The sequence below is a fragment of the Citricoccus sp. NPDC079358 genome (assembly GCF_040702545.1).
GTDB lineage: Bacteria > Actinomycetota > Actinomycetes > Actinomycetales > Micrococcaceae > Citricoccus.
In genome coordinates this window covers 120372-146464 of sequence record NZ_JBFBLI010000006.1, presented here as the reverse complement: position 1 = coordinate 146464, position 26093 = coordinate 120372, and the positions used below count along the sequence as shown (strand labels likewise).

The 26093-nt window shown below is 70.3% G+C and carries 20 protein-coding genes, 1 tRNA gene and 1 other RNA gene; 16 read left to right on the top strand and 6 right to left on the bottom strand.

Annotated features, from left to right (window positions below):
* Positions 1 to 17 precede the first annotated feature (17 nt).
* The 7 genes from AB0333_RS09555 (at position 18) to catA (ending at position 10417) form a co-directional block, all read left to right on the top strand.
* The gene (locus AB0333_RS09555) at positions 18 to 1493 is read left to right on the top strand and encodes a DUF3375 domain-containing protein (protein ID WP_366218460.1); all 1476 of its coding nucleotides are present in this window, start codon (positions 18 to 20) and stop codon (positions 1491 to 1493) included.
* Complete coding sequence (locus AB0333_RS09550) at positions 1493 to 2236, top strand: DUF4194 domain-containing protein (RefSeq protein ID WP_366218459.1); 744 nt, start codon at positions 1493 to 1495, stop codon at positions 2234 to 2236. Before AB0333_RS09555 ends, AB0333_RS09550 begins: the two co-directional genes overlap by 1 nt.
* A complete protein-coding gene (locus AB0333_RS09545; protein ID WP_366218458.1) occupies positions 2233 to 5592 on the top strand; it encodes an SbcC/MukB-like Walker B domain-containing protein in 3360 nt (1119 codons plus the stop codon). Before AB0333_RS09550 ends, AB0333_RS09545 begins: the two co-directional genes overlap by 4 nt.
* A complete protein-coding gene (locus tag AB0333_RS09540; protein WP_366218457.1) occupies positions 5589 to 6848 on the top strand; it encodes a Wadjet anti-phage system protein JetD domain-containing protein in 1260 nt (419 codons plus the stop codon). The genes AB0333_RS09545 and AB0333_RS09540 overlap by 4 nt, the downstream gene beginning before the upstream one ends.
* A gap of 65 nt (positions 6849 to 6913) precedes the next feature.
* Complete coding sequence (locus AB0333_RS09535; protein ID WP_366218456.1) at positions 6914 to 7741, top strand: alpha/beta hydrolase; 828 nt, start codon at positions 6914 to 6916, stop codon at positions 7739 to 7741.
* A gap of 164 nt (positions 7742 to 7905) precedes the next feature.
* The gene (locus AB0333_RS09530; protein ID WP_366218455.1) at positions 7906 to 9483 is read left to right on the top strand and encodes an ATP-binding protein; all 1578 of its coding nucleotides are present in this window, start codon (positions 7906 to 7908) and stop codon (positions 9481 to 9483) included.
* A 61-nt stretch (positions 9484 to 9544) separates the two neighbouring features.
* Positions 9545 to 10417, top strand: a complete 873-nt coding sequence (gene catA / locus AB0333_RS09525) for a catechol 1,2-dioxygenase (RefSeq protein ID WP_366218454.1) — start codon at positions 9545 to 9547, stop codon at positions 10415 to 10417.
* Positions 10418 to 10652: 235 nt separating this feature from the next.
* Here catA and AB0333_RS09520 read toward each other — a convergent pair whose 3' ends face one another.
* Both AB0333_RS09520 and AB0333_RS09515 read right to left on the bottom strand, forming a co-directional pair.
* A complete protein-coding gene (locus AB0333_RS09520; protein ID WP_366218453.1) occupies positions 10653 to 12290 on the bottom strand; it encodes an AMP-binding protein in 1638 nt (545 codons plus the stop codon).
* Between the two features lie 2 nt (positions 12291 to 12292).
* Positions 12293 to 13450 (bottom strand): acetyl-CoA C-acetyltransferase, encoded by a 1158-nt coding sequence (locus AB0333_RS09515; protein WP_366218452.1) that lies wholly within the window; start codon positions 13448 to 13450, stop codon positions 12293 to 12295.
* 235 nt (positions 13451 to 13685) lie between these two features.
* Between AB0333_RS09515 and AB0333_RS09510 the strand changes: the two genes are divergently transcribed.
* Together AB0333_RS09510 and AB0333_RS09505 are read left to right on the top strand one after the other, a co-directional pair.
* The gene (locus tag AB0333_RS09510) at positions 13686 to 14927 is read left to right on the top strand and encodes a calcium:proton antiporter (protein ID WP_366218451.1); all 1242 of its coding nucleotides are present in this window, start codon (positions 13686 to 13688) and stop codon (positions 14925 to 14927) included.
* A gap of 81 nt (positions 14928 to 15008) precedes the next feature.
* A complete protein-coding gene (locus tag AB0333_RS09505) occupies positions 15009 to 15422 on the top strand; it encodes a VOC family protein (RefSeq protein WP_366218450.1) in 414 nt (137 codons plus the stop codon).
* 176 nt (positions 15423 to 15598) lie between these two features.
* Here the strand turns inward: AB0333_RS09505 and AB0333_RS09500 are convergent.
* The 3 genes from AB0333_RS09500 to AB0333_RS09490 form a co-directional block, all read right to left on the bottom strand.
* Positions 15599 to 15683, bottom strand: a tRNA-Ser gene (locus AB0333_RS09500).
* A gap of 88 nt (positions 15684 to 15771) precedes the next feature.
* Positions 15772 to 16479 (bottom strand): O-methyltransferase, encoded by a 708-nt coding sequence (locus AB0333_RS09495; RefSeq protein WP_366218449.1) that lies wholly within the window; start codon positions 16477 to 16479, stop codon positions 15772 to 15774.
* Between the two features lie 61 nt (positions 16480 to 16540).
* Positions 16541 to 16918 carry a hypothetical protein gene (locus AB0333_RS09490; RefSeq protein WP_366218448.1) on the bottom strand — a complete coding sequence of 126 codons (378 nt, stop codon included), beginning with the start codon at positions 16916 to 16918 and terminating at the stop codon, positions 16541 to 16543.
* Positions 16919 to 17124: 206 nt separating this feature from the next.
* Between AB0333_RS09490 and ffs the strand changes: the two genes are divergently transcribed.
* The 4 genes from ffs (at position 17125) to recR (ending at position 22542) form a co-directional block, all read left to right on the top strand.
* An RNA gene (gene ffs / locus AB0333_RS09485) (signal recognition particle sRNA small type) lies at positions 17125 to 17221 on the top strand.
* Positions 17222 to 17274: 53 nt separating this feature from the next.
* The gene (locus AB0333_RS09480) at positions 17275 to 18471 is read left to right on the top strand and encodes a glutamate--tRNA ligase family protein (protein WP_366218447.1); all 1197 of its coding nucleotides are present in this window, start codon (positions 17275 to 17277) and stop codon (positions 18469 to 18471) included.
* Entirely contained in the window at positions 18468 to 21854 is a 3387-nt protein-coding gene (locus AB0333_RS09475; RefSeq protein WP_366218446.1) for a DNA polymerase III subunit gamma and tau, read from the top strand. Before AB0333_RS09480 ends, AB0333_RS09475 begins: the two co-directional genes overlap by 4 nt.
* Before the next feature lie 88 nt (positions 21855 to 21942).
* Positions 21943 to 22542 (top strand): recombination mediator RecR, encoded by a 600-nt coding sequence (gene recR / locus AB0333_RS09470; RefSeq protein ID WP_366218444.1) that lies wholly within the window; start codon positions 21943 to 21945, stop codon positions 22540 to 22542.
* Between the two features lie 66 nt (positions 22543 to 22608).
* Here the strand turns inward: recR and AB0333_RS09465 are convergent, their stop codons facing one another.
* Positions 22609 to 23391 (bottom strand): GntR family transcriptional regulator, encoded by a 783-nt coding sequence (locus AB0333_RS09465; RefSeq protein WP_366218443.1) that lies wholly within the window; start codon positions 23389 to 23391, stop codon positions 22609 to 22611.
* Positions 23392 to 23707: 316 nt separating this feature from the next.
* Here AB0333_RS09465 and ehuB point away from each other — a divergent pair, with 316 nt between their 5' ends.
* From ehuB to ehuD, 3 genes are read left to right on the top strand one after another with little or no spacing between them, the layout of a single operon-like run.
* Positions 23708 to 24679: an ectoine/hydroxyectoine ABC transporter substrate-binding protein EhuB gene (gene ehuB, locus AB0333_RS09460; protein WP_366218442.1), complete on the top strand. Its 972-nt coding sequence runs from the start codon at positions 23708 to 23710 to the stop codon at positions 24677 to 24679.
* 6 nt (positions 24680 to 24685) lie between these two features.
* Positions 24686 to 25423, top strand: coding sequence for an amino acid ABC transporter permease (locus tag AB0333_RS09455; protein WP_366218441.1), 738 nt, complete (start codon positions 24686 to 24688; stop codon positions 25421 to 25423).
* Positions 25423 to 26085 (top strand): ectoine/hydroxyectoine ABC transporter permease subunit EhuD, encoded by a 663-nt coding sequence (gene ehuD, locus AB0333_RS09450; protein ID WP_366218440.1) that lies wholly within the window; start codon positions 25423 to 25425, stop codon positions 26083 to 26085. The genes AB0333_RS09455 and ehuD overlap by 1 nt, the downstream gene beginning before the upstream one ends.
* Positions 26086 to 26093: the final 8 nt, after the last annotated feature.

Genomic DNA, 26093 nt, shown 5'->3' with positions numbered 1-26093 from the left:
ACTGACAGACTGTGCACATGTCCTCGCTCGTCCGGGCCCTGACGGTCCAGCGCCTCCTGCGGGAGGACTCCACCCTGCGCATGCTCCGGATGGACACCCTCCCCGTGCTGTCCGGGATCCTCGACGAGCACCTGGGCGCCCCCAACGCGAGGATCCCCACCCAGGACCTGCATGAGGCCGTCGACGCGGAGCTGGACTCACTGCGCACCCACCTCGACCTCTCAGACCGCACGGCCAAGGCCTACTGCGACGACTGGCGCCAGGCCGGACTGCTCCTGCGCCGTCCTGCCTCGGACGCCCGCGCCGAGACCTATGAACTCACCCCCGAGGCCCGCCACGGACTGCGGATCATCGGGGAACTCATCGCGCCGCGGGCCTCCGCCACCGAGTCTCGGCTGGTCTCGCTGACCGGCGCCCTGCACCAGCTGGCCATCGCCACGGACCCGGACGTGGGTTCCCGGCTGGAGGCGCTGCAGGCCGAGCGAGATGCCCTGGATGAACGCATCCGCCGGGTCCGGTCCGGGGAGACCGACGTGCTGGATTCCCGCCGTGCCCTGGAACGGGTGGGGGACATCCTGGCTCAGGCCGAGGACCTTCCCACCGACTTCGCCCGCGTCCGCGCCCGCTTCGAGGAGCTCAACCATGAGTTGCGGGTCAACATCCTGACCGGCGATGACCTGCCCGGCGGCGTGCTGGACGAGGTCTTCCGCGGCGTGGACCTGATCGAGTCCTCGGATGAGGGCCAGACCTTCGCGGCCTTCTCCCGGCTGGTGCGGGACCCGGAGATCTCGGAGTCCTTCGAGGCGGACCTGCGCGCCATCCTGGACCGGGACTTCGCCCGCAGCCTGTCCCCGTCCTCCCGCACCGCGCTGCGCGGGCTCGTCCGCACCCTCAAGGACGGCTCTCGGACGGTGCAGGACTCCCTGGCCGAGTTTGCCCGCGGGCTGCGCCGCTACGTCCTGTCCCTCGAGTACCAGCGGGACCGGCAGCTGCGCCTGACGCTGCAGGACGCCCTCGCCGCGGCTGTCCCGGCCCTGGCCTCCACGCGCCCCTACCACCCCTCCGGCCTGGCCTTGGAGATGACCGGCATGCAGTTGGCCTCGGTCGGCGAGGTGACCCTCCATGACCCCTCGGAGTACGATGCTGGCCCGGTCCTGGATGACGCGCCCGTGGCGGTCGTGGACGTGGAGACGCTGCGGGCCATCGCCCGGCAGACCGAGATCGACTTCGCCGAGCTCGAGGACCATATCCACGCCGTCCTGACGGGGGTCACCGCCGAGCGGCTGTCCGCCGGGGTCTCCGTGGCGGAGGTCCTGGAGGCCTTCCCCGCGAGCCAGGGCGTGGCCAGCGTGGTCGGCCTGCTCTCCCTGGCTGCCCGCCACGGCACCGTGGATGCCGGCCACACCGACCTGGTCAGCTGGGACGGCGAGGACGGCCGCCCGCGCCACGCCCGCGTGGTGCGCCACGCCTTCACCGGAAGGATCAGATCCTGATGACCGAGAATCTCCCAGAATTCACAGCCTCCCTCGAGGCCGCCGATGGCGCGGAGGCCTCCGGGACCGCGGAGGGCCCTGACACGGCCGAGGGTGCCACGGCACCGGACCCGTCCCGCCCGATCCTGTGGTCCGCGGACACCGGCACGCTGGGCGAGGGGTCCCGGCGCGCCCTGCTGGACCTGCTCAGAGGCCCCTACCTCTCCGGCCGGCGCAAGCCCCAGTTGTGGCAGGCCCTGGTAGCTGACGAGGACGCACTCCGTTCCCGGCTGCACGACCTGTTCCTGGAACTGGTGATCGACCATTCCGAGGAGTTCGCGTTCACGCGCAAGGTGACCACGGAGGAACTCCAGGTCCCGGCGGCCCTGCGCAGCGAGGCCCTGACCTTCCTGGACACCGCCATGCTGCTGGTGTTGCGTCAGCAGCTGCTGATGGCCGCCGGCGAGCGGCGGGTGATCGCCGGCCAGACGGAGGTCTTCGAGCAGCTCTCCGTCTACCGCCAGGGCGACGAGTCCACGTGGGTCCGCCGGCTGAACAGCTCCTGGACCAAGATGCTCAACAAGTTCAACGTCCTGCATACCGTGGACGACGGCCGGGCGGAGATCTCCCCGGTGCTGAAGATGATGGTGGACCACGACCAAGCGCGCGCCTTCGCCGAGCTCTACCGGACCCTGGTCCCGGCCGGCACCGACGAACCGGACGATCCGGACACCAACGAGCCCGATGCCGAGGAGACTCCATGACCGCGCAGCAGACGCTGGACTTCGGCCTGGGCGCCACCGCCGCCTCCTCGGCCCAGTGGCGCCTGGCAGAGGTGCAGCTGGCCAACTGGGGCACCCTGGACGGCAGTATCTACCGACTGCCCGTGGCCCGGAAGGGGCACCTCATCACCGGCCCCTCCGGCTCCGGGAAGTCCTCCATCCTGGACGCGATCGCCGCCGTGCTCACCCCGGACCAGTGGCTACGCTTCAACCAGGCCGCCCAGGGCGGCTCCGGGAGGGTGCCCACGCGCAATCTCATGTCCTACCTGCGCGGAGCCTGGACCCGCACGCAGGATGAGTCCGAGGACCGGGTAGTCTCCGCCTACCTGCGTCCCCGGGCCACATGGAGCGGCATCATCCTGCGCTACGAGTCCGGGACCGGCAAGACGGTATCCCTGTGCCGGCTGTTCTTCCTCCGCGGCACCGCCACCACCCGGGCGGATATGCGAGACCTGTGTCTGCTGGAGCACTCGGCCGTGGACCTGTCCGAGCTGCAACCCTTCGTGGCCCAGGGCATCCAGACCCGCAAGGTCCAATCGGCCTGGCCGAACGCCGTGGTCACCACGAACACCGCGCACGGGCCCTTCTACGCGCGCCTGCGCTCCGTGTTCGGCATCCGGGACGCCGCCGCCCTGCAGCTGCTGCACCGGACCCAGTCCGCCAAGGGTCTGGACTCCCTGGACCAGCTCTTCCGCCACCACATGCTCGAACGCCCGGCGACCTTCGCCATGGCTGAGAAGGCCGTGGAGGAGTTCGGCGCCCTGCGCACCGCCTACGAACGCGTGGTGGACCTGCGGCGTCAGCGGGACCACCTCGAGGGGCTGCGCATCGCGGCCACCGACTATGAAGCAGCCCAGTCACAGGCCGACCGGCTGCGGGACCTCCAAGATGCCGTGCACCCGTACCAGCGGATCCGTCAGCTCGAGTTGATCCAGGACGAGCTCCACCAGCTGCACGAATCCCTCCACGGGCTACGGGCCGCCCACGAGCAGGCCGAGGCCGTCCATGCGCAGGCACGCCAGGCGCACACGGACGCGCAGCTGACCCTGCATCAGGTCGGCGGCTCCCGTGTCACGGACCTGCAGCGCCAGCGCGAGGAGCTGCGGGCCCGCCGCACGGAGGTACGCGACCGTTGGGACACGCTGCGGTCCCGCCTGGAGCGCGCCGGGATCGGCACGGCCCCGACGACGGCGGGCGAGTTCGCCGAGCTCCTCACCGAGATCGAGAAGGACCTCAAGGCCCCGGCGGCGGACCTCGGGCCCACCCACGAGCAGAACCGGGCCGCGTTCGAGTCCCAGGACCGGCTGCGCCGAATCGACGCGGACATCGCCGCCCTGCGCCGCGGATCCAGCGCGGTCCCGGCCCCGCTACTGGGTGTCCGGGAACGGCTGGCGGAGCAGCTCGGGGTGCCCACCTCCGCCCTGCCGTTCGCCGCGGAACTCCTCGAGGTGGAGGCCAGCCAGGAGCAGTGGACGGGGGCGATCGAGCGGGTCCTATCCCCGCTGTCCCTGACCCTGCTGGTCCCGGCCCGGCTCCTGCGCCAGGCCCGGAGCTGGATCGACGGTCACCACCTGGGTCTGCGGCTGCGCTACGAGGAGGTCACCGGCATCACCGAGGCCGTCCGCCCGGCCCGCTCGGAGGCATCGCTGGTCCACAAGATAGCCGTCCGTCCGGGCGAGTTCCACGACTGGCTCCAGTCCCGACTGTCCTCCCGGTTCGACTACGCCTGCGTGGAGACCGCCGCCGAGCTGGATGACCACCTCCGCGCCGTCACCCTCGCCGGTCAGGTGAAGTCCTCGGCGACCAGTTACGAGAAGAACGACCGGCACCGCCTCGACGACCGCTCCCGCTGGGTACTCGGAGACCCGGCGGCCAAGCTCGAGGCCCTGCTGGAGTCCCGGCACCTGGTGGAGGCCGAGCACCGGGAGGCGAGCGCCGCCGTCGAGCAGGCCCAGCGGGCCGCGAACCACGAGCGCGACCGGCGCACGGCCCTGCAGTCCGTGCGGGAGACCCCCTGGAAGGACGTGGACCACTGGGCGGTCTCCCGGGCAACCGAGGCGGTCGAGGCCCAGTTACGGCAGCTCACCGAGGGGGACATCGGCCTGCAGGCGGCCACCGACCGTGCGCGGGCCGCCGCGTCCGAGGAGGACGAGGCGCAGACGGCAGCGCAACAGGCCCGGCTGGACCTGGACCGGGCCGAGACGGACGAGGCCCGGCTGGGCGCGGAGCGGGACGAGCTACTGGCGCTGGGCGCAAGGACTGAGACGGTGCCCGAGCCGCTCGCCGTCGAGCTGGCCACCCGCTTCCGGAAGGTGCGGCGCAAGCTGACACGGGTGTCCCTGCCGGAGACCACGCAAACGGTCCTGCGGGACATCGGCCGGGAGCTGGACGCCACGCGGTCGGCCTCGGACCGGGCGGCCACGCGCTGCACCATGCTGACCACCGAGTTCTCCCAGCTCTGGCCCTCCGTGGCGGCGGACGCCACACCGGGGGTGGAGGACCGAGGCTCCTACCTGCAGATCCTGGACCGGATCATCGGCCAGGGGCTGCCCGAACACGAGTCCCGGTTCCAGCAGCTGCTGCACGAGCGTTCGTCCACCCTGATCGGGGAACTCTCCAGCGAGATCCGCTCGGCACCCGGAGAGATCGAGAACCGGGTGGAACCGATCAACACGTCCCTCGCCCGCTCGCCCTTCGACGAGGGCCGTTTCCTGCGGCTGCGGGTCAAGACCCGGCGCTCGGAGACGGTGCGGGCCTTCATGGCGGACCTGGCCGCCGTCGCCGAGCATTCCTGGTCCGAGGAAGACCTGGTGGCAGCGGAGACCCGGTACCGTCGCCTGGCCGCGATCATGGACCGCTTCGCCTCCTCCGAGCATGCCGACCGGACGTGGCGTCAGGCCTGCCTGGACACCCGCGAGCACGTCACGTTCCTGGCGGACGAGGTCGATGTCCACGGCACGGCCCACGCCACGTACGACTCGGGTGCGGCCATGTCCGGCGGCCAGCAGCAGAAGCTTGTGATCTTCTGCCTGGCGGCGGCGCTGCGCTACCAGCTGGCGTCCCCGGATGATCCGCTGCCGGCCTACGGGACCGTGATCCTGGACGAGGCCTTCGACAAGGCTGATGTGCGCTACACCCGGATGGCCATGGACGTGTTCGTGGAGTTCGGCTTCCAGATGGTGCTGGCCACCCCGCAGAAGCTGCTGCAGACCATCGAGCCCTACGTCGGCGGAATCACCACCGTGGAGAATTCGAGCCGGCGCCTCACCCGGCTGGCCGATGTCACCTGGGAGCCCGGGGGCCGCGTTGGTCCTGGAGGCGCCGGGGGACCGGCGTGAGCGCGGTCCCCATGGTCGCCCCCGAGGCGGCCCGCTCCGAGGCACGACGTCGGCTCCTCGCCTCCCACCGGCGGTGGACCCTGGACGGGTGGTCGCCGCCGGTCTGGACCCTGCCCCTGCGCCCGCCGACCGAGCGCCAGGTCCTGACCGACCCCGCGGCCGCCGAGGCCTGGGCCCGCGGCTGGTCCGGGCGGTCCCTGCCGGCGGGCATCAGTCTGGACTGGGAGGACCGGACCTGGCGCAGCGTCGGCACCCAACGGGTTCCCGTGCGGCTGGTGGCGCAGTCACCGGAAGACCTGGCCGGATTCGCCGGTGGCCCGGCGATGGCGGAGGCCGTGAGATTCGCCGAGCGGGTGGCACGGATCCGCACCGAGTTCCCGGCCGCCGTCGGGCACGGCCCGTTGGCCCGCTACTCGGGTGGCTCTGAGGTTCCAGCAGATTCTGGGGATCCCGGCGATCCCCGGCACGAGAGGCTCAACGCCGCCCTCCGCCGCCATGCGGAGCGTCTCACCGGACTACCGGACGAGGAGTTCGACCGGATGCTGGGTGTGCTCGCGTGGCTCGCCCGGCATCCGGTCGCCGGGCTCCGGCCGCGGCAGCTGCCCATCCGCGGCGTGGACTCCAAGTGGTTCTCCGCTCATCGGACCGTGCTGACGGCCCTGCACGGGGCGTTGGCGTCCGTGGCCGTGGACCTCGGAGTGGTCGATGCCGACCCGCGCGTCCGGCTGCGGGTGCTGGACCCGTCGATGCGACCGGCCGGGCTGGAGGACCTCGAGCTACCCGTGGCGGAGGCCGTCACCCTGGACGGGGCGCTGGGCAGGGCATTGGAGCGGGTGCTGATCGTGGAGAACAAGGAGACGCTGCTGTGCCTGCCGGAGGCCCTCGGCGTGGTGGCCATCTGGGGGCGGGGATTCGACACGGCGGCCGCGGTGCTGCCGTGGTTGGCCGGCGTGCCGATCACCTACTGGGGTGATCTGGACTCGCAGGGATTCGCCATCCTGCACCGGTACCGCTCACACCTGCCACAGATCGAGAGCGTGCTGATGGATGAGGCCACCCTGGAGAACTTCGCGGACCTCTGGGTGCCCGAGCCGAAGCCGTTCCGTGGCACCCTGGCCACCCTCACCCCGGCCGAGTCCCGGACGGTGGAGCGACTGCGCGCTGAAGGCGACGTGCGATTGGAGCAGGAACGGGTCTCGTGGCCTTACGCGCTGGCCCGGCTGGCCGCCCACCTGCGACTGCCAGTCGATGGTTGACCCGAAACGCCTAGATTGACGGTCAAACAGCGAATCCGTCGACCTACAGATCCGGAAAGGGACGCATGTCAGAGGAGATGATCCACCACGCGCGGGACGGCTTTCCGCTCGCGGTCCAGACCGGTGGCCCGGCGGAGGCAGAAGAGGCAGAGGAGGAAGTGCCGGCGCTGCTGTTGCTGCCCGGCCAGTCGAACTCGCACCACTGGTGGGACCGCGTCCGCGGGGGCTTCGAGGAGGCGTTCCGGACCGTGACGTTTGACTACCGCGGTACCGGGAACAGCCGCGGCGAGCTGGGCGCGTGGACCACCGAGGGATTCGCCGACGACGCCGCTGAGGTCCTGGACCACCTCGGCATCCGCACCGCTGCCGTGTTCGGCACCTCCATGGGCGGCCGGGTGGCCCAGATGCTCGCTGCGAACCACCCCGAGCGCGTCTCGGACCTGGTGCTGGGCTGCACCTCCCCCGGCGGGAAGCATGCCCACGAGCGCAAGCGGGAGACCCGGCAGTGGCTGGCCCGGGGCGCCCACGAGGAGCAGCAGGCCAAGCTGCACGAGCTCTTCTACACTCCCGACTGGCCCGGACGGCCCGAGGACAGCACCCTGCTCGGCGATCCGACCATGAGTCCCCGAGAGCAGGTGGGCCACCGCCGGGCGAGCGACCGCCATGATGCCTGGGACGCCCTGCCCTCGATCACCGCTCCCACGCTGGTCCTGCACGGCACCGAGGACCTCATGGTCCCGGCCGAGAACGCCGCCCTGATCGCCCAGCGGATCCCCGGCGCCCGGCTGCGCCTCTACCCGGGCGGCCGGCACGGGTTCTTCGAGGAGTTCGCCGAGCAGGTGGTGCCGGAGGTCGTGGGGTTCCTGGCCGACGTCGGCCCCTCCGGCTCCTGAGACCGCCGCAACGCCGCGAACCAGCGCCCATATCGTCACCCTCTGAATCCAGAGGCTTTAAGTATTTTTGCGTTCAAGAACGCGGGGCTAGGCTGACCCCAATCCCGCCGGCGTGAGCCACGGCATACTCGGCGGGCGGTCGGCACAGTGAAGGAGTCCTGCGGATGTTCATCGCCCCCACGGAGGTGGTCCTCGCCACCACTGCTGACGAGCTGCAGGCGGCCCGCACGCAGGCCGGCTCGTGGCGCTCCAAGGAAATGGGCATCCCGGACCGGTACCTCTCTTATGCCGCGTTGGAGGACCTGGCGGCGGCCGCGGAGTCCGTGCAGGATGCCGGTTTCGCGCGGGCCGTGATGGCCGTCCAGTCCGCCCGTGCCGGCGACTTCGCCCCGATCCCGAACATCAACTCCGCCGTGGAACTCTTCCGCGAGTTCCTCAAGGATGGGCTGATCGACGGCTGGCTCTACGTCCAGGAGCCGGACGGCTACCTGCACCCCTACCTGGTGATGGACATCGGGCTGGACCACGGTGACCGCACCCGTCCGCCGCGCATCAAGATCACGATGGAAGCGGACAACCCCACGGTCAAGCGCCCCTCCCGGGCACCGCGGCTGCTGCAGTTCGACGAAACCGAGCTGGTGGGCAAGACGCCCTCGGACGTGCTGACCGCGCATCGGGCGTTCAAGGAGACGGAGCAGCTGCGGGCGGAGTACCAGGAACGCCGCGACGCGTTCCAGGACATCATCGACCACGACTTCGGCCAGCAGTTCGTGTTCACCGGACGTGCCATGCGCACCGAGGACTACCGCTCGGCCCACGAACGCGCCCACCGCAAGGTCGTCCACGACGTGGCCCCGGACGAACGGGCACCCCTGCGGATGGTGGCCTCCTCCGCCCTCTTCGACGAGCAGGAGACCGGTGCCGTCCCCGTGGTCACCGCCGTCCGTGTGTTCGACCTCGCCGCCCAGGACTACCTGGACGTCAACACCGCTGATCTCACCCGCTACGAGTACAACCCGGGGCTCCGGGACAAGCTGGTGCTGCCGGAGGACCAGCGCGAGCTGCTGGACATCCTCACCTCGGACATCTCCGTGTTCACCGGGGACATCATCGAGGGCAAGTCCGCCGGCAACGTGATCCTGGCCCGTGGCCGGCCCGGCGTCGGCAAGACGCTCACCGCCGAGGTGTACGCCGAGGTGATCGGCCGCCCGCTGTACTCCATCCACACCGGCTCGCTGGGCATCACCGCGGAGCTGGTGCGCAAGAACCTCGAGGAGATCTTCGTCCAGGCCAAGCGCTGGGACGCCGTGCTGCTGCTGGACGAGGCCGACGTCTTCGTGCTCGAGCGCGGGTTCGAACTGCACCAGAACGCGATCGTGGCCGAGTTCCTGCGCACCCTCGAGTACTACGACGGGCTGCTGTTCCTCACCACGAACCGGATCGACGAGGTGGACGGGGCCATCCTGGCCCGCTGCGCCGCCGTCATCGACTACCGCGCCCCCGAGCCGGACGCCGCCCGACAGATCTGGCAGACCTTCGCCACCGGCCACCAAGTCACCCTGGCCGAGGACCTGCTGGACCAGCTCGTGGACGGCTTCCCGGACATCACGCCCCGGGACATCAAGATGCTGCTGCGACTCGGCCTGCGCATGGCCGCCCACCGGCGCGCCCCACTGGACCTGGACGTCTTCGCCGCCGCCGCCCGCTTCCGTGGGCTGCAGTACATCCCGACCAGTCCATAAACGACACCACCACACATCCGCACATCCGCACATCCGCACAGGACGAAAGTGAGCAGGAACCATGACCCAGGACAGCTACAACGAGGAGACCGTCGCCCGCGCCGCCGATTCCGGGGCCAACGCCTCGGCACGGTTCCGCGAGCGCATGGACGCCCAGTCCGCCGGCGGCGTGGTGGACACGGAGCGCGTCAACCACCTGGCCTCCCGCGCCGTGAAGGCCCTCAATGACATCGTGCTCGAGGAGAAGGTCAGCTACGAGGAGTACAACGCCTTCAAGGCCTGGCTGATCCGCGTGGGTGAGGACGGCGAGTGGCCGCTGTTCCTGGACGTCTGGCTGGAGCACTCCGTCGAGGAGGTCGCCAACGAGCACCGCGAGGGCTCCAAGGGCACCATCGAGGGCCCCTACTACCTGGAGGACTCCCCCGAGGTCCCCTGGAACGGCACCATCCCGATGCGTGAGGACGAGCCGGGCACCCCGTTCACCTTCACCGGGCAGGTCCGCGCCGTGGACGGCTCCCCGCTGGCCGGCGCCAAGCTGGAGCTGTGGCATGCGGATGACCTGGGCTTCTACTCCCAGTTCGCCCCCGGCCTGCCCGAATGGAACCTGCGCGCCACCTGGACCGCCAACGAGGACGGCCACTTCGAGATCCACACCGTCCGCCCCGCGCCGTACCAGATCCCCACCGATGGCGCCTGCGGCCAGCTCATCGAGGCCGCCGGCTGGCACGCCTGGCGGCCTGCGCATATGCACTTCAAGGTGCATGCCCCGGGACACCACAAGCTGACCGCGCAGCTCTACTTCCCGGGCGACGAGCACCTGGCGGACGACATCGCCTCGGCCGTGAAGCCCGAACTGATGCTGAACCCCCAGCCGAACCCGGACGGCGAGGGCGAGATCACCCACTACGACTTCGTCCTCGACCCGGAGCAGTGATCCGTCACTAACCCGTCTGCACCATCCCCCCTCCGTTTTGCGGGCAGAGATATGGGGTACGACGCGTACCCCATATCTCTGCCCGCAAAACGCATGCGGTGGGCTGACCTGCCAACCAGCTCACCTACTAACAAGCTCGCCCACCAACAAGCCCGCCGATCAGCTCGCCAACTAACAAGCTCACCAACCAGCTCACCAACCAGCTAGCGAGCAGGCGTGTGAGCCTGCCGGCGAGCTAGCTCCGCTCCGCCCGCAACTCCCGCTTGAGCAGCTTGCCCGACTGATTGCGCGGCAGCTCGGCCACGAAGTCCACGCGCTTGGGCACCTTGAAGTCCGCGATCTTCGACTTCACGTGGGCACGCACGGTCTCGGCGGTCAGCTCCGCGCCCTCCTTGAGCACGACGACGGCCGTCACCGCCTCGATCCAGCGCTCGTCCGGCAGCCCCACCACGGCGACTTCCGCGACCTGCTCCAGCTCATAGATGCAGTCCTCCACCTCCCGCGGGGCCACGAGCACGCCGCCGGTGTTGATCACGTCCTTGATGCGGTCCACGATCTGCAGGTAGCCCTGCTCGTCCTGGGTGGCCTGGTCGCCGGACCGGAACCAGCCGTCGTCGAACGCCTCGGCGGTGGCCTCGGGCTTGTTCCAGTACCCGCTCATCAGCTGCGGTGACCGGTACTGCACCTCCCCGGGCTCACCCGGCTGCGCCAACGCGCCCTCCGCCGTGATGAGCCGGGCCTCGACGAACAGCACGGGCCGACCGCAGGAGGCGGGCCGCGCGTGGTGCTCCTCGGGGCGGAGTACCGTGCACAGCGGGGCCATCTCGGACTGGCCGAAGCAGTTGTAGAAGCCGAGCTTCGGGAACCGTTCACGCAGCCGCTGCAGCACGGTCACCGGCATGATCGAGGCGCCGTACTGCGCCTTGGTCAGCGAGGACAGATCGCGGGTATCCAGGTCCGGGTGGTTGCTCAGCGGCACCCATACGGTGGGCGCGAGGAAGAGCGAGCCGATGCGCTCGGCCTCCACGAACCGCAGGACCTCCGGGACATCCGGCTTCGGCAGTAGCCGGACGGTCGCACCGAGGGCCAGATACGGCATGAGGAACACGTGCATCGCCGCGGAGTGGTAGAGCGGCATGCACACCAGCGGCCGGTCCTCCTCCGTCAGGTCGAGGGCGACGATGGTGGACACGTACTCGGAGATCAGCGCCTGGTGGGACATCATCGCGCCCTTGGGGGCCGACGTCGTGCCGGAGGTGTACAGCAACTGGGCCAGGTCGGCATCGCCGATGGGCAGGTCCAGCGGGGTGTCCGGCGCCGACTCGTCCAGCGCCGTGGTCAGCAGCGCCGTGGTCAGCAGCACCCCGTCCGGTGCGCCGACCGCGGCACCGTCCGCGCCGCCGTCGTTCCCACCGCGCCCTTCCACCGGGAAGAAGGGCCAGAGCTGCCCGACGCCGGCCGCGCGCCCCTGGTCCCGGATCTCACCGATGCGCGGCATCAGCGCGGGGTCCGCCACGAGCAGTGCGGCACCGGAGTCCTCGAGGAGGTAGGCCAGCTCCTCGCCCTTGAGTGCGAAGTTGACCGGCACGTGCACGTATCCGGCGGTGGCGCAGGCGAGGAACAGGATCGCGTAGGCATCCGAGTTCAGCCCGTAGGCGGCCACTCGGGACCCCTCGGGCAGGTCGGTGTCCCGCAGGCGGTGCGCCACCCGGTGCACGGCCCGCTCCAGCTCGGCGTAGGTCCACTCGCGGTCTTCGAACCGCAGCGCCGTGTTCTTCCCGTTGCGGGAGGCGGTCCGCGCGAGCAGGGTGCCCAGGGTGTTGGCCCCGGCCCGAGCGATGGTCTGGTGGGCTGTTGCGGTCTCCGTGGTCATGGTCAGAGCCTCTCGATGATGGTGACGTTGGCCTGGCCGCCGCCCTCGCACATGGTCTGGAGGCCGTAGCGGCCGCCGGTGCGCTCGAGCTCGTGCAGCAGCGAGGTCATCAGGCGGGCACCGGTGGCGCCGATCGGGTGCCCCAGGGCGATCGCCCCGCCGTTGACGTTGACCTTCTCCGGATCCGCGCCGGTCTCCTGCAGCCAGGCGAGCACGACGGCGGCGAACGCCTCGTTGATCTCCACCAGGTCGATCTCGTCCAGGGTGAGGCCCGACTTCTCCAGGGCGTACTGCGTCGCGGGGATCGGCGCGGAGAGCATCATCACGGGGTCCGCGCCGCGCGCGGACAGGTGGTGGATGCGGGCCCGGGGCGTGAGGTTGAACCGTTCCACCGCGGCCGGTGAGGCGATCAGGAGGGCCGCGGCGCCGTCGGACATCTGGGACGCCGAAGCCGCCGTGTGCGCCCCACCAGGGAGGATGGGGTCCAGGGAGCGGATCTTGTCCAGGTCCGGCTGGCGCGGGCCCTCGTCCTGGGTCACCGACTCAGCACCCGGGACCGGGATGATCTCGCGCTCGAAGTGGCCGGCGGCCCGGGCGGCCAGGGCACGCTGCTGCGAGGTGACGGCGAACTCCTCGAGCTGGTCCCGGGTGAAGCCCCACCGCTCGACCATCATCTCCACGCCGCGGAACTGGGAGATTTCCTGGTCGCCGTAGCGCTCGGCCCAGGACGCCGAGCCGGTGAAGGGGTCCTCGAAGCCGAACTCGCGCGCGGCCTTGTTCGAGTAGGACAGCGGGACAGCAGACATCGACTGCACGCCCCCGGCGATGATCAGGTCACTCGTGCCGGACATGACGGCCTGCGCCGCGTAGTGGATGGCCTGCTGACCCGAGCCGCACTGGCGCTCCACCGTGGTGCCCGGGACCGACTCGGAACCACCCGCGGCCAGCCAGGCGCTGCGGGCGATGTCCATGGCCTGCGGGCCCACCTGGTCGATGCAGCCCAGGATCACCTCGTCATAGAGCTCCGTGTCCACCCCGGCCCGGCTGATGATCTCGCGGATCGGAGCCGCCGCCAGGTCCAGCGGGTGGACGTGCGCCAGCCCCTTGCCGCGGCGTCCCACGGGCGTGCGGACGGCATCGACGATGTAGGCCTCGGTCATGGTGGTCCTCTCGGAAGAAGGGGCATCGATGCCAGGGGCACGATGGGGAGATTGCCATACTCCCTAGTAGCATTCCCCAGCCGCCGTCCTGTTGTCCAGGTCACTCCACGGTGGCGCCGCCGGCGCTAGGATGGCTGACCGGGACGCCGGACACCACGGTGGACCTGCGGATGGGACGGCCCATTCCGGCTTGTTGCGACGGGGACGACCCCTTCAGGACAGGACCCGAACCGCCATGGCCAGTGCACCGGCATCTTCCACCACCTCCCGCGACCCCTCCCCCGTGCGATCCACCCTCACCCCCGCCGCCCTCGTCCGCCTCGGCATCGGCTGGGGGACCTTCCTCGCGCTGACCCTCTCCGGCCCGCTGCTGGAACCGCCTCTCCCCGCGCCCCTGCTGATCGCCGCCCTGGCGGTGATCGTCGGGGTCATCCTGCTCTGCTCCTTCGGGGTGGTGCACGAGGCCGAACACCTCGCCCGGCGCCTCGGCGACCCCTACGGGACCCTCGTGCTGACCCTCTCGATCGTGCTGATCGAGGTGGTGCTGATCGCCGCCGTGATGCTGGGCCCCGGCGAGCATGCCACCATCGCCCGCGACTCGGTCATGGCCGTCTCCATGATCATCCTCAACGCGGTGATCGGGCTGTCCCTCCTCGTCGGCGGGCTGCGCCACGGCGGCCTGCAGCACAACCGCACCGGCGCCTCCGCCTACCTCGCCCTCCTGGTCCCGCTGGCGGCGATGGCGCTGGCGCTGCCCGCGGTGATCGGCCGCGACGGCGCGTACACCCCGGGCCAGGAGATCCCGATCATCGTCCTCACCCTGGCCCTGTACGTGTTCTTCCTGGTCCGCCAGATGGGGCCCCAGGCCGCGGATTTCCGCGAGGTCGACGCCGGCCCAGCGGCCACCACGGGCCCGGTAGCGGGCGCTGCCGGGGCTGGCACCACCGTCTCGACATCGGCCCCGGCCGGGCCCACCGCCACGGCTCCTGCCGTCACCAGCATCCGGGAGACCCTGACGCGGCACCGTGGCGAGATCACCGCCCGGGTGGCCCTGCTGGTGGCGACCGTGCTGCCCATCGTGCTGCTCTCCCATGACATGGCCGCACTGCTGGACGACGGCCTGGGGCGCCTCGGGGCGCCCGTGGCCCTGAGCGGGGTGCTGATCGCCATGATCGTGTTCCTGCCCGAGGCCATCACCTCGGTGCGCGCCGCCCTGGGCGGCGAGATCCAGCGGGTCAGCAACCTCTGCCACGGCGCCCTGGTCTCCACGGTCGGGCTCACCATTCCCGCGGTGCTGGTCATCGGCCTGCTCACCGGACAGGACGTCGTGCTGGCCGAGTCGCCGGCCAACCTGCTCCTGCTGGGCGTGACACTGTTGCTGTCCGTGACCACGCTGGCGGCCCGGAAGGTGACCGCCCTGCACGGGGCCGCCCACCTCGTGGTGTTCGCGGTCTACGGCATCGCGCTGTTCTCCTGAGCCGGCTGAGGCTGGCCATTGCCGTTGCCTGCGCGTGCGAGCAGTTCTCCGGTGGGCACCGTCCTGGATACCCTGTCACCCATGTCCACCACCCCTGCCCTGCGCGGCCTGGCCCAGGTCAACATCCCGGCCGACGACGTCGCCGCAGCCCGCGACTGGTACGCCCAGGCCACCGGCGTCCAGCCCTATTTCCAGCAGCCGGATGCCGAGACTCCGGCGTACGTGGAGTTCCGCCTCGGCGATCACCAGAACGAACTCGGGATCATCGACCGCCGCTACCTCCCATCCCCGGAGGCCCGCGAAGGCGGCGGGGTGATCGTCCGCTGGCATGTGGACGATCTCGACGCGACGCTCAATCACCTGACCGGGATCGGAGCTACCGAATACGAGCCCGTCACCCCACGCGGCGAGGGCTTCGTGACGGCCTCCGTGCTGGATCCCTTCGGCAATATCCTCGGGCTGATCCACAGCCCGCACTACCTCGAGCACCTCTGACGGTCCTGCAATCCGGCCGATGACCTTGGCCAGGGGAAATCCCGGCGATCGTGAGGTTTCGCCGTCATGATGACCGCGAAACGTCACGATCAGCGGGAAAAGTCTGCAGGCCCGGGGCGAAAGTCTGCACCATACGAAAAGACCCCGGAAGCCGTGAGGCTTCCGGGGTCTGACTGCGGAGGATGGGGGATTTGAACCCCCGAGGGCGTTAACCCAACACGCGTTCCAGGCGTGCGCCATAGGCCGCTAGGCGAATCCTCCTGAGGTGCCCAAGTTCCGGATACGCGTGGCAACCGACTCAAGAGCAGGATTCATCGTACCTGACCGAAGGCCTCGGGGACCAATCGGCTCATTCCGCGCCGGCCACACCGGGTTCCACGTCCCGCACGATGGCCAGGGCGAAGCCGTCCCAACCCTTGCCACTGACGGTTTGCAGGGCCGTGCCGTCCAGCCGCGGATCCTCCCCCTGGCGCTGGAGGTAGTCGCGGATCCCGGCCACGTCGGCGGCGTCGGCACCGGTGCCGGAATCGTCCAGCACGCGCCCTCCCCGCACCACGTTGTCCCCGATGATCACGGTCCCCGGCCGGGAGAGCTGCAGCGCGGCCTCGAGGTAGTTGGCGTTGTTGGCCTTGTCCGCATCGATGAAGACCACGTCGAAGGGCCCGGCGCCGGACTCGATGAGCTCCTGCACGGTCTCCAGTGCGGCCCCGACCCGGATGTCCACCCGCTCCCCCAGTCCGGCGGCATCCAGGTTCCGCCGCGCCACCTCGGCATGGCGGGGTTCGTATTCCAGCGTGGTCACCGTGCCCTGAGGACCGACGGCGGCCGCGAACCACTGCGTCGAATACCCACCGAGGGTGCCGAACTCCAACACCGAGCGGGCACCCGCCAGCTCGGTGAGGAGACCCATGAGCTTGCCCTGCCCGGCTGGCACCTCGATAGGCCGCAGGCCGGCGGCATGGGACGCCTCGCGCGTGCACTCATGGGCCGCGTCCGGGCGGATGGCCGTCGCCACGAGGTAGTCGTCAACGGCGGCCCAGTGTTCGATCGAGGTCATGCCCCCAGCGTAGGCGCGGCCCGCCCGGATGGGGGCGGGCCGTCGAACGCTGGCCCGTGAATCAGCGAACCGCGGTGGCCCCACGCTTCCAGCGGCGGGCGCGGATGAAGGAGCGGACACCCAGCACCACATAGACCACGAGCAGCACGAAGGTCACGGTGCTGGCGATGACGGCGGCTGGCCGCTCAGCCTCTCCGGCGAACAGCGCCCCCAGCTGCAGGACGTTCATGGACGTGCCCAGGATGCCCAGCAGGGCCAGCACCAAGCCGGCATGGACGCCGATCTTCGGGCTCTTCAACCCGATCAGTCCGCCGCAGAGGATCAGTACGCCCAGGATGGTCGGGATGAGCGCCGTCCAGCTCGTGGCCCCGGACATGAAGTAGGCGATCACCCCGACGATGATGAGCAGCACGCCGACCCCGATGGTGATCCCGGGCATGGCACTGGGAGGTCCTGCAGCGGGCGAAGCGGTGCTGGCGGGAGAGGTTCCGGCGGATCGGCGGGTGGCATCAGGGGACATGGCGGCATTCTCCTTGGAGTCGGCTTGTTATCGGCTGGTCATCGGTACTGCCCTACACGTTCTTCTACACATCGTAGAAGAAATCTTGCGGAGTGGCCCAACGCCCCTCCGGTGGTACGATGGACGACGGCCCCTCACGTGGTGTCATCTCGCTGAACTCCCCCAGGACCGGAAGGTAGCAAGGGTAAGTGGGCTCTGGCAGGTGCGTGGGGGGTCTTTAATTTCCCCTGACCACTTCCCCTGACAGCCCGACAGCCCGACAGTCCGGAGGTCCCGTGCCCGCAGGCCGCTACGCCCCCAGCCCGTCCGGCACCCTGCACCTGGGCAACCTGCGCACCGCCATCCTGGCCTGGCTCTTCGCCCGCCATACGGGCCGGGAGTTCCTGCTGCGCATCGAGGACCTGGACCGGGTCCGTTCCGGGGCAGAGGCCGGTCAGTTGGCTGATCTGGCGGCGATCGGCATCACGTGGGATGCCCCAGCCGTCCGCCAGTCCGAGCGCCTGGCCCGCTACGAGGACACCCTCGCCACCCTGGCCGCCCCCGCCACCGGCAGCAGCACCGGCGGGCTCCTGTACGAGTGCTTCTGCTCCCGAAAGGACATCGCCGAGGCCACGAGCGCGCCCCATCTGCCGCCGGCCACACACCACACCGCATCACCCGACGAGGGACCGGTCCGCCGAGAATCGAGCAGGGAGGACACGCCCAGTACGCACGCCACGCCCTCGGCATGTCCTCCCCACTCGATGCAGCAGGACCCGCCACGGCACCAGAACCGGCACCCCTCCCTCGTCCTGCCGCCCGGGTTCTATCCCGGGACCTGCCGGAACCTCACGGAGTCAGAACGCGAGCGCCGCCGCGCCACCCGGCCCGCCGCCCTGCGGATCAATGCCGCCCGTGCCGCCGGCCTGCCGGACGGCCAGGCACCGGTCCACCGCGTGACGGACCGGTTCAGCGGGACGGTGGAGGCCGCCGTCGACGACTTCGTGGTGCGCCGCAATGACGGTGCCTACGCCTACAACCTGGCGGTGGTGGTGGATGACCTGGCCCAGGGCGTGGACCAGGTGGTCCGCGGCGACGACCTGCTCTCCTCCACGCCGCGGCAGGACTGGCTGGCCCGGCTGCTGACCGCACGCACCGGGCAGCAGCCACCGGCCACCGAATACGTCCACGTGCCGCTCGTGGTCAATGCGGACGGCCAGCGGCTGGCCAAGCGGGACGGCGCCGTCACCCTGGCGGATCTGGCGGCCCTCGAGACGCCCGACGGCGGCTGGTCGCCCGAGCGCGTCCGGGACCTGTTGCTGGACTCCCTCGGCGTGCCTGCCGGCCCCCTGGACCGGGCGCTGAGCCACTTCGATCCGGACGCGGTTCCGCGCTCGCCCTGGACACCACCGCTGCCCTCGTCCTCACCTCCTCCACAGACCCCCACCGGCCCTGCGGGGACCCCCGAAGAGAAGCTAAGGTTCCATAGGTGACTACCGCCCTGTACCGCCGCTACCGTCCCGACTCCTTCGAGGACATCATTGGCCAGGAGCACGTCACCGTGCCGCTGATGACCGCCCTGTCGAAGGACCGGGTCAACCACGCCTACCTCTTCTCCGGTCCGCGCGGCTGCGGCAAGACGACCTCGGCCCGCGTCCTTGCGCGCTGCCTGAACTGCGCCGAGGGACCCACCGGCCACCCGTGCGGGGAGTGCGATTCCTGCCAGGAACTGGCCACCGGCGGCTCCGGCGCCCTGGACGTCATCGAGATCGACGCGGCCTCGCACGGCGGCGTGGACGATGCCCGCGACCTGCGCGAACGCGCCACCTTCGCCCCCGTGCGGGACCGCTACAAGATCTTCATCATCGACGAGGCCCACATGGTCACCTCGGCGGGCTTCAACGCGTTGCTGAAGATCGTGGAGGAGCCACCGCCCCACATCAAGTTCATCTTCGCCACCACCGAGCCGGACAAGGTGATCGGGACCATCCGCTCCCGCACGCACCACTACCCGTTCCGCCTGGTGCCGCCGGAGCCGCTCATGGAGTACCTCGAGCGGCTCTGCGTGCAGGAGAACATGGAGGTGGAGCCGGGCGTGCTGTCCCTGGTGGTCCGCTCCGGCGGCGGCTCCGTGCGGGACACCCTGTCCGTGCTCGACCAGCTCATGGCCGGGGCCGCCCAGGGTGCCATCGGCTATGACCTGGCCGTGAACCTGCTCGGCTACACCCCGGACGCCCTGCTGGACGACGTGGTCGATGCCGTGGCCGCCGCCGACTCCCAGACCGTCTTCCGCGTGGTGGACCGCGTGGTGCAGTCCGGCCAGGACCCCCGCCGATTCGTGGAGGACCTGCTGGAGCGCTTCCGGGACCTCATCATCGTCAAGGCCATGCCGGACTCGGCGTCGGCCGTGCTGCACGGCATGCCCGAGGACCAGGTCCGCCGCCTCGAGGCGCAGTCCGCGCAGCTCGGGCACGGCGAGATCTCCCGTGCCGCGGACATCACCAACCAGGCGCTCACCGAGATGGTCGGCGCCACCAGCCCGCGGTTGCACCTCGAGCTGCTGATGGCCCGGCTGATGCTGCCCACCACGGACGCCACCGAGCGCGGCCTCGCCGCCCGCCTGGACCGGATCGAACGGCGGCTCGCCTACGGCGGTGCCCCGGACGTCCCTGAAGCACCCGCAACGCACGACGCCGGCCCCGCCGCTCCCGGTCGCCCCGCACCGTCCGCGCCGGTCACCTCGGGCGCCCCCCGGGCTGTGTCCGAGGGACCGAACGCCGGCTACTCCCCCGACGGGCACCAGCACGCTTCGCAGGGCGCTCCGGTCGGCGGGGCTGGCGCCTCGGGCCTGTCCGGCGCGGCCTTGGCCCGGGCCGCGATGAAGCGTGGCGAGTCGGCCGACCAACCGGACCGGCCGGAGCCGACACCTGCCCCGGCCGCAGGCGAGTCCACCGGGTCTCCCGCCACCCCCGAGTCCAGGTCTGATGCCGAGGCAGCGGCCGCCGAGATGCCGGCCGCAGCACCGGCCCGTCCCGCCGGGGCCCCGTCACCCGACTGGGGCGGCGGCTGGGGCTTCGCCCCGGAACCGGAGCAGTCTGAGCCGCAGCCCAGCCCGGCCCGCCAGCCGGACCCGGTGCAGCAACCGTCCCAGCCGGAGCCGACGCCACAGCAGCGCGCGACACCGTCCTCGGCGCCCGTCCGCACCGCGCCACCGGCAGCAGAGTCTGTGCCGGCAGCAGAATCCACTCCGGCAGCACCGCCGGCCACTTCTCCCACGCACGGCGGTTCCACCTCACAGGTGGAGATGATCCGCCGGGCGTGGCCGGAGATCCTCGGCTACCTGGAGGAGCACTCACGGCTCATCTGGATGCTGGTCTCGCAGAACGCCTCGGTGGCGGGCTTCGACGGCCAGCTGCTGACCATCGGTTTCTCCGGCGACGGCCCCCGGGACACCGTCCAGCGGCGCGGCGGAGACCAGGTCATCTCCGAGGCGGTCCACTCAGTCCTCGGGATCCAGCCGCAGCTCGACCTCATCACCGGAGGGTCCGCGCCCGCGGGTGGTTCCAGCCCAAAAGCTGAGGGCCGCCCCGCACTGGCGGCCCCGCAGCCGGACACACCGCGACCCAGTTCCGCACCCGCAGCTCCCGCCTCTGCCGCGGTGTCCGCCACCGGGCCTTCCGGCGAGCCCTCACCGGCTCCGGCCGCGGTAACCGCCAGCGAACCGTCCGCCGGTCCGGTCGCGCAGGACGTGGCCTCGACCTCATCCGTGGGAGCCGAGGGAGCCGAGGGAGCCGAGGGAGCCGAGGGAGCCGAGGGAGCCGAGGGAGCCGAGGGAGCCGAAACGGAGGCTGCGCCCGGCCCCATGACCAGCCCCGGCACCAGCAATCCTGTCGGTGCACAGGCGGCCACCGCTGCTGGTCCGGAGACGGATGCGCGTGCGGATGCCCGCACCGCGGATTCCCCCGACTCCCTCGACTCCGCCGACTCCGCCGACGATGAGAGCTCCCGCGACCCCGTCGAGGAAGCCGCCACCGGACCGGCGCACCCCGCCGAACCGGAGGACTTGGCCGCCGACGACGTTCCGGTCTCCGACTGGGACGGCTCCGGTGGCCCGTACCCGTACGACGATGTTCCGCCGCCACCCTATGACGACGAGCCCGAGCCGGAGGACGACGGCGGCTACGCACGCCAGTGGGGCGAAGATCCCACGCCGGCCCCAGCTCCCACCTCGGCTCCGGCTCTGACGCCGGCTCCTGCCCCGGTGCGGGCGCCAGCTTCGGAACCCGCGACGGGTGGCATCCCGCGTCCCGAGCCCGACGCGAGCCCGATCCCCCGGCCTGAGCCCGGGCCCGGTGCCGCGCCTGCTCCTGCGGCCGACCCCGTGGCCGGCATGGACTCCTCCCTCCGCCCGGCACCCACCGCTGCTCCGATCCCCCGGCCGGAGCCCGGCTTCGGCGGCATCCCGTCGTTCGCCAAGCCGGAGGCCGAGATGATGGCCGCGCGTGAGGCCACGCCGGCCAGCGCACCTGCACCCGCGGCGGAGACCCCTCACCATCGGCGGTCCAGCCGCTTCCAGCAGATGATGGAGGAGTACAACCAGTCCCAGGGCGGTGCATCCGCTGCGGGAACCGCGGGGGGAGGCGCCCGCCAGCCCGGGGCACCCGGGGCGACGGGGCCGGCGTCGGGAACTTCCGACGGCGGCGGCGGTGCGGCCGGAAACGGGGCACCGGGGTCCGTAAACTGGAGCGACGAGGTTCCCAGCGAGGACGACATCACCATTGAGGAATCCGGCATCGCCGGGCGCAAGGTGGTCGAGCGGCTGCTGGGCGGCCGCTTCATCGAGGAGCGCATGCTGGACGGGAGTCCCCTGTCCTGACGCGTCCTGATCAGACGCTCCTGGCCCCGCAGGAACCCTCCCCTCCGGCCCACCGGCCGGTCCAGCAACGCAGAAAGTGGTCGGTAGCGTGTACGAAGGTGCGGTCCAGGACCTGATTGACGAGCTCGGACGGCTGCCCGGCATCGGGCCGAAGTCAGCCCAGCGCATCGCCTTCCACGTCCTGGAGGCCGAAGCGGAGGACATGATGCGGCTGGCCGATGCGATCCGCACGGTCAAGGACAAGGTCAAGCACTGCAGCATCTGCTTCAACGTCTCCGAACAGGAGACCTGCTCCATCTGCCGTGACGAGCGGCGGGACCGGGCCCAAATCTGCGTGGTGGAGGAGTCCAAGGACGTCATGGCGATCGAACGGACTCGCACCTTCCGCGGCCGGTACCACGTGCTCGGCGGCTCCATCAATCCGATCGCGGGCATCGGCCCGGACCAGTTGCACATCCGCGAGCTGCTGACCCGCTTGCAGAACGCCGAGATCGAGGAGGTCATCCTCGCGACCGATCCGAACCTCGAGGGCGAGGCGACCGCCACCTACCTGGCCCGGATGCTCGGCTCGACGGGCCTGAAGGTCACCCGCCTGGCCTCCGGACTGCCGGTGGGCGGAGACCTCGAGTACGCCGATGAGGTCACCCTCGGGCGTGCCTTCGAGGGCCGGCGCAACGTCACCGGCTGACGCCGGGCTATCGAGCGGGCACAGCCCACCCTGGGGTGGTGCCTGGCGCTCTCGCCCGGGCAGCGGTCAGGGCAGGCGGTTGAAGGAGAAGTGCGAGCCGTCGGCCTCGCCGGAGACCGTGCTGAAGGGCTCGTTCAGGCGTCCGAGCAGGCGATCCACCGTCTGCCGGAAATGCCCTTCGAGCGTCTCCGCTGCGGCCTGGCCGTCGCCGTCCGAGAGCTGGCGCAGCAACGAGCGGTGCACGTCGAGGATGTCCGTCCGCACCACATAGCCATCCGCGTGCGAGAGCGCTGCGACGCGCGTCTGGATGATCAGTGTGGAGGCGAAGGACATCAGCCGCAGGTTGCCGGTGGCCTCGACCAGCCCGTAGTGCAGGTCCAGGTCCGCGTCCCCGATCCGGCGGGCATCGGAGCCGTCCTCGAGCGCCGAGATCAGTGCGTCCAGCAGACCCTCGGCCGAGGCGATGTGCTGCCGGCGCTCCTCGGGAGCCACAGCGGCGATCTGGCGCACCGCGGCGCCCTCGATCGCGAGGCGTGCCTGGTAGAGGTCCTCCACCTGATCCGCACCCACCGTCACCACGCGCAGGCCCGCTCCAGGTCGCGCCACCAGCAGGCCCTCCTGGACCAGTCGCTGTGCCGATTCCCGCAGGGGACCACGGCTGACCCCGAGCTGGGAGGCCACCTCGGCCTCGCGGACGGAGGACCCCGGCATCAAGGTGCCCCCGTAGATCGCGTTGCGCAGTTCCACGGCGATCAAATCGACCGTCGAGGGACGGCGCACCGTGTTGACCAGAGGCCTGGTGACCGGTCCATTCCGGCGTGCGGAGCCCCGGTCCTGGGTCTGGTTCATGTGGCGGTTCCTTTCGACGCAAACACGATCATTCCATGCGACGGACCCTGATCATTCCACGCGAATCGTTACATTGTCGACATTCTTCAGGTCGACGATCTGATGGTGGCCCCGTTCACATTCTGCTAACGTCGGCCGCAGGTTGCCAGCGCTTTTCGTGGCGCCGGCCACAGTGTGGGGACGATCCCCGACCCTCGTGTGGCCGCCTCCGCGCATCGCCCAGACCACGACGCACCGCACCCAAGCACCGTCACGATTCGCACCACCGGCTCTCCCGCCGGCAGCCCGGGAGGTCCGGACAGCTGAGGAGCACGCCATGACCGTCCAGCACCTGACCACCCTGACCTCTCCCGCCGGGACGTCCCGCCAGCGCCGGCTACTACAGGGCGCGGGCCTGTTGGCCGTCTCGGCCCTGATGCTCACGGCCTGCGGCGGGGGTGACGGTGGTGCCGAGGGCAGCGAAGGCGGCGAGGGCACCACCGCAGCCGAGGGCAACACCCTGGAGCGCCTCCAGGAGGAGGGCACCATCACCGTCGGCATCGCCGGCGAGGTGCCCTACTCCTACCTCGACGGCGGCGAGCCCGCCGGGGCCACCGTGGCCATGCACGAGAAGATCTTCGCGGACATGGGCATCGACAATGTCGAGGCGGAACTGGTCGAGTGGAACTCCCTGATCCCCGGCCTGAACGCCGGCCGCTTCGACGCCGTCTCCGCCGGCATGTCCATCCTCCCGGACCGTTGTGCCCAGGCCGCGTTCTCCGATCCGGAGATCATGTACACCACCACCCTGATGGTCGCCGAAGGCAATCCGATGGGCCTGACCGACCTGGACTCGGTCAAGGAGAAGATGGATGCCGGCGAGAACGTCAACCTGGCCGTGCTGGCCGGCGGCATCGAGGCCGGTTATGCCGAGTCCCTGGGCCTGGAGGTCCAGTCCGTCCCGGACGCGCAGACCGGCATGGACACCGTGGCCAACGGCCGAGCGGACGCCTTCGCCATGACCGCCATCTCCCTGAACACCCTGGCCGAGGAGAACCCGGACGCCGGCGTCGAGACCACCGACGCCTTCGTCCAGGTGATCGACGGCGTGGAGCAGATCGGCGCCGGCGGCACCGTCTTCCGCCAGGACGACGCCGAGTTGCTGGAGGCCTACAACGAGGCGCTGGGGTCCGTCACCGAGTCGGAGGAGTCCTACCTGGAGGTGGTGGGTGACTACGGCTTCACCGCCGAGAACCTCCCCCCGGAGGACCTCACTACCGAACAGCTGTGCGCAGGCGAACTGGGCTGATAGTCGGTGCTTGACAACCTCCAAGCCACAGCGGAGGCCTGGCCGTTCCTCGTCCAGGGACTGTGGGTGACCATCCAGCTCACCGTCCTGGGCTCGGCGCTCTCCCTCGTCCTCGCCGTTGTCCTCGGGCTGATGGCCGGGGCCTCCAACAAGGCCCTGGCCATCCCCGGCCGGATCATCATCGAGTTCTTCCGCGGGACCTCCCTGGTGGTCCAACTGTTCTTCATCTTCTTCGTCCTGCCCCAGCTCGGGGTCGAGCTGCCCGGCATGGTCGTGGGCGTGCTCGCCCTGGGCCTGAACTACGGGGCCTACTCCGCAGAGGTGGTGCGCGGCTCCATCGCGTCGGTGCCGCGCGGACAATGGGAAGCCACCACGGCCCTGTCCATGTCTCCGGTCCACCGGATGCGGCGGGTGATCTTCCCGCAGGCCTGGGCCCTGATGATCCCGTCCCTGGCCAGCCTGATGGTCCACCTGCTCAAGGGCACGGCCATCGTCAGCGTCATCCTCTTGCGGGACTTCACGTTCTACCTGGACCAGCTCACCCGGCAGACGGACACGTTCTGGGCCTACGCGGCCGTCGGGCTGGTGGGGTACTTCCTCCTCGCCCTGATCCTGACGCTCTTCATGAATGCCCTGGAGGCCCGCGCCAAGCACCGGCTGGGCCGGGGACCGTCTCTGCGTGAGGTCCTCTCGCCCACACCCACCAACAAGAACTCACTGTCCACGGCGGGAGGTGGCGTCTGATGCAGAACCAGAACCCCGCATGGGACTGGGACATCGCCTTCCGGGCCCTGCCGGAGATCCTGGAGGGATTCCTGACCGTCACCCTGTTGGTGACGGTGGTCTCCACCCTGATCGCGGCCGCCCTCGGCCTGGTCTGGGCCATGATCATCCGGCTGGCCCCCCAGCCGATCTCCGGGATCGTCAAGTGGGTCGTCAGCTTCATCCGCATGACCCCGATCGTCGTGCAGTTGCTGTTCGCCTACTACACGTTCCTGATGTTCGATTCGATCACCATCGGGATCGTGGTGTTCGGCATCCACTACTCGACGTACATGTCCGAGGTGTACCGCGCCGGTATCGATGCCGTGCCGCCGGGCCAATGGGAGGCCACCACGGCACTGTCCATGTCCACGCGACGCACCTGGACCGCCGTCGTGATCCCCCAGGCCCTGCGCGCCACCGTGCCGGCCCTGGGCAACTACGCCATCTCCATGTTCAAGGACACGCCGTTCCTGCTGGTGATCGGCGTGGTGGAGATGGTCAACGCCGCCCAGATCTTCGGTGGCAACAACTTCCGCTACGTGGAGGCCATCACGCTGGCCGGCATCATCTTCCTGCTGGCCAGCTATCCCACGTCTGTCCTCGTCCGCCGATTGGAGAAGCGACTTGCCTACGCCTACTGACCCCGGTG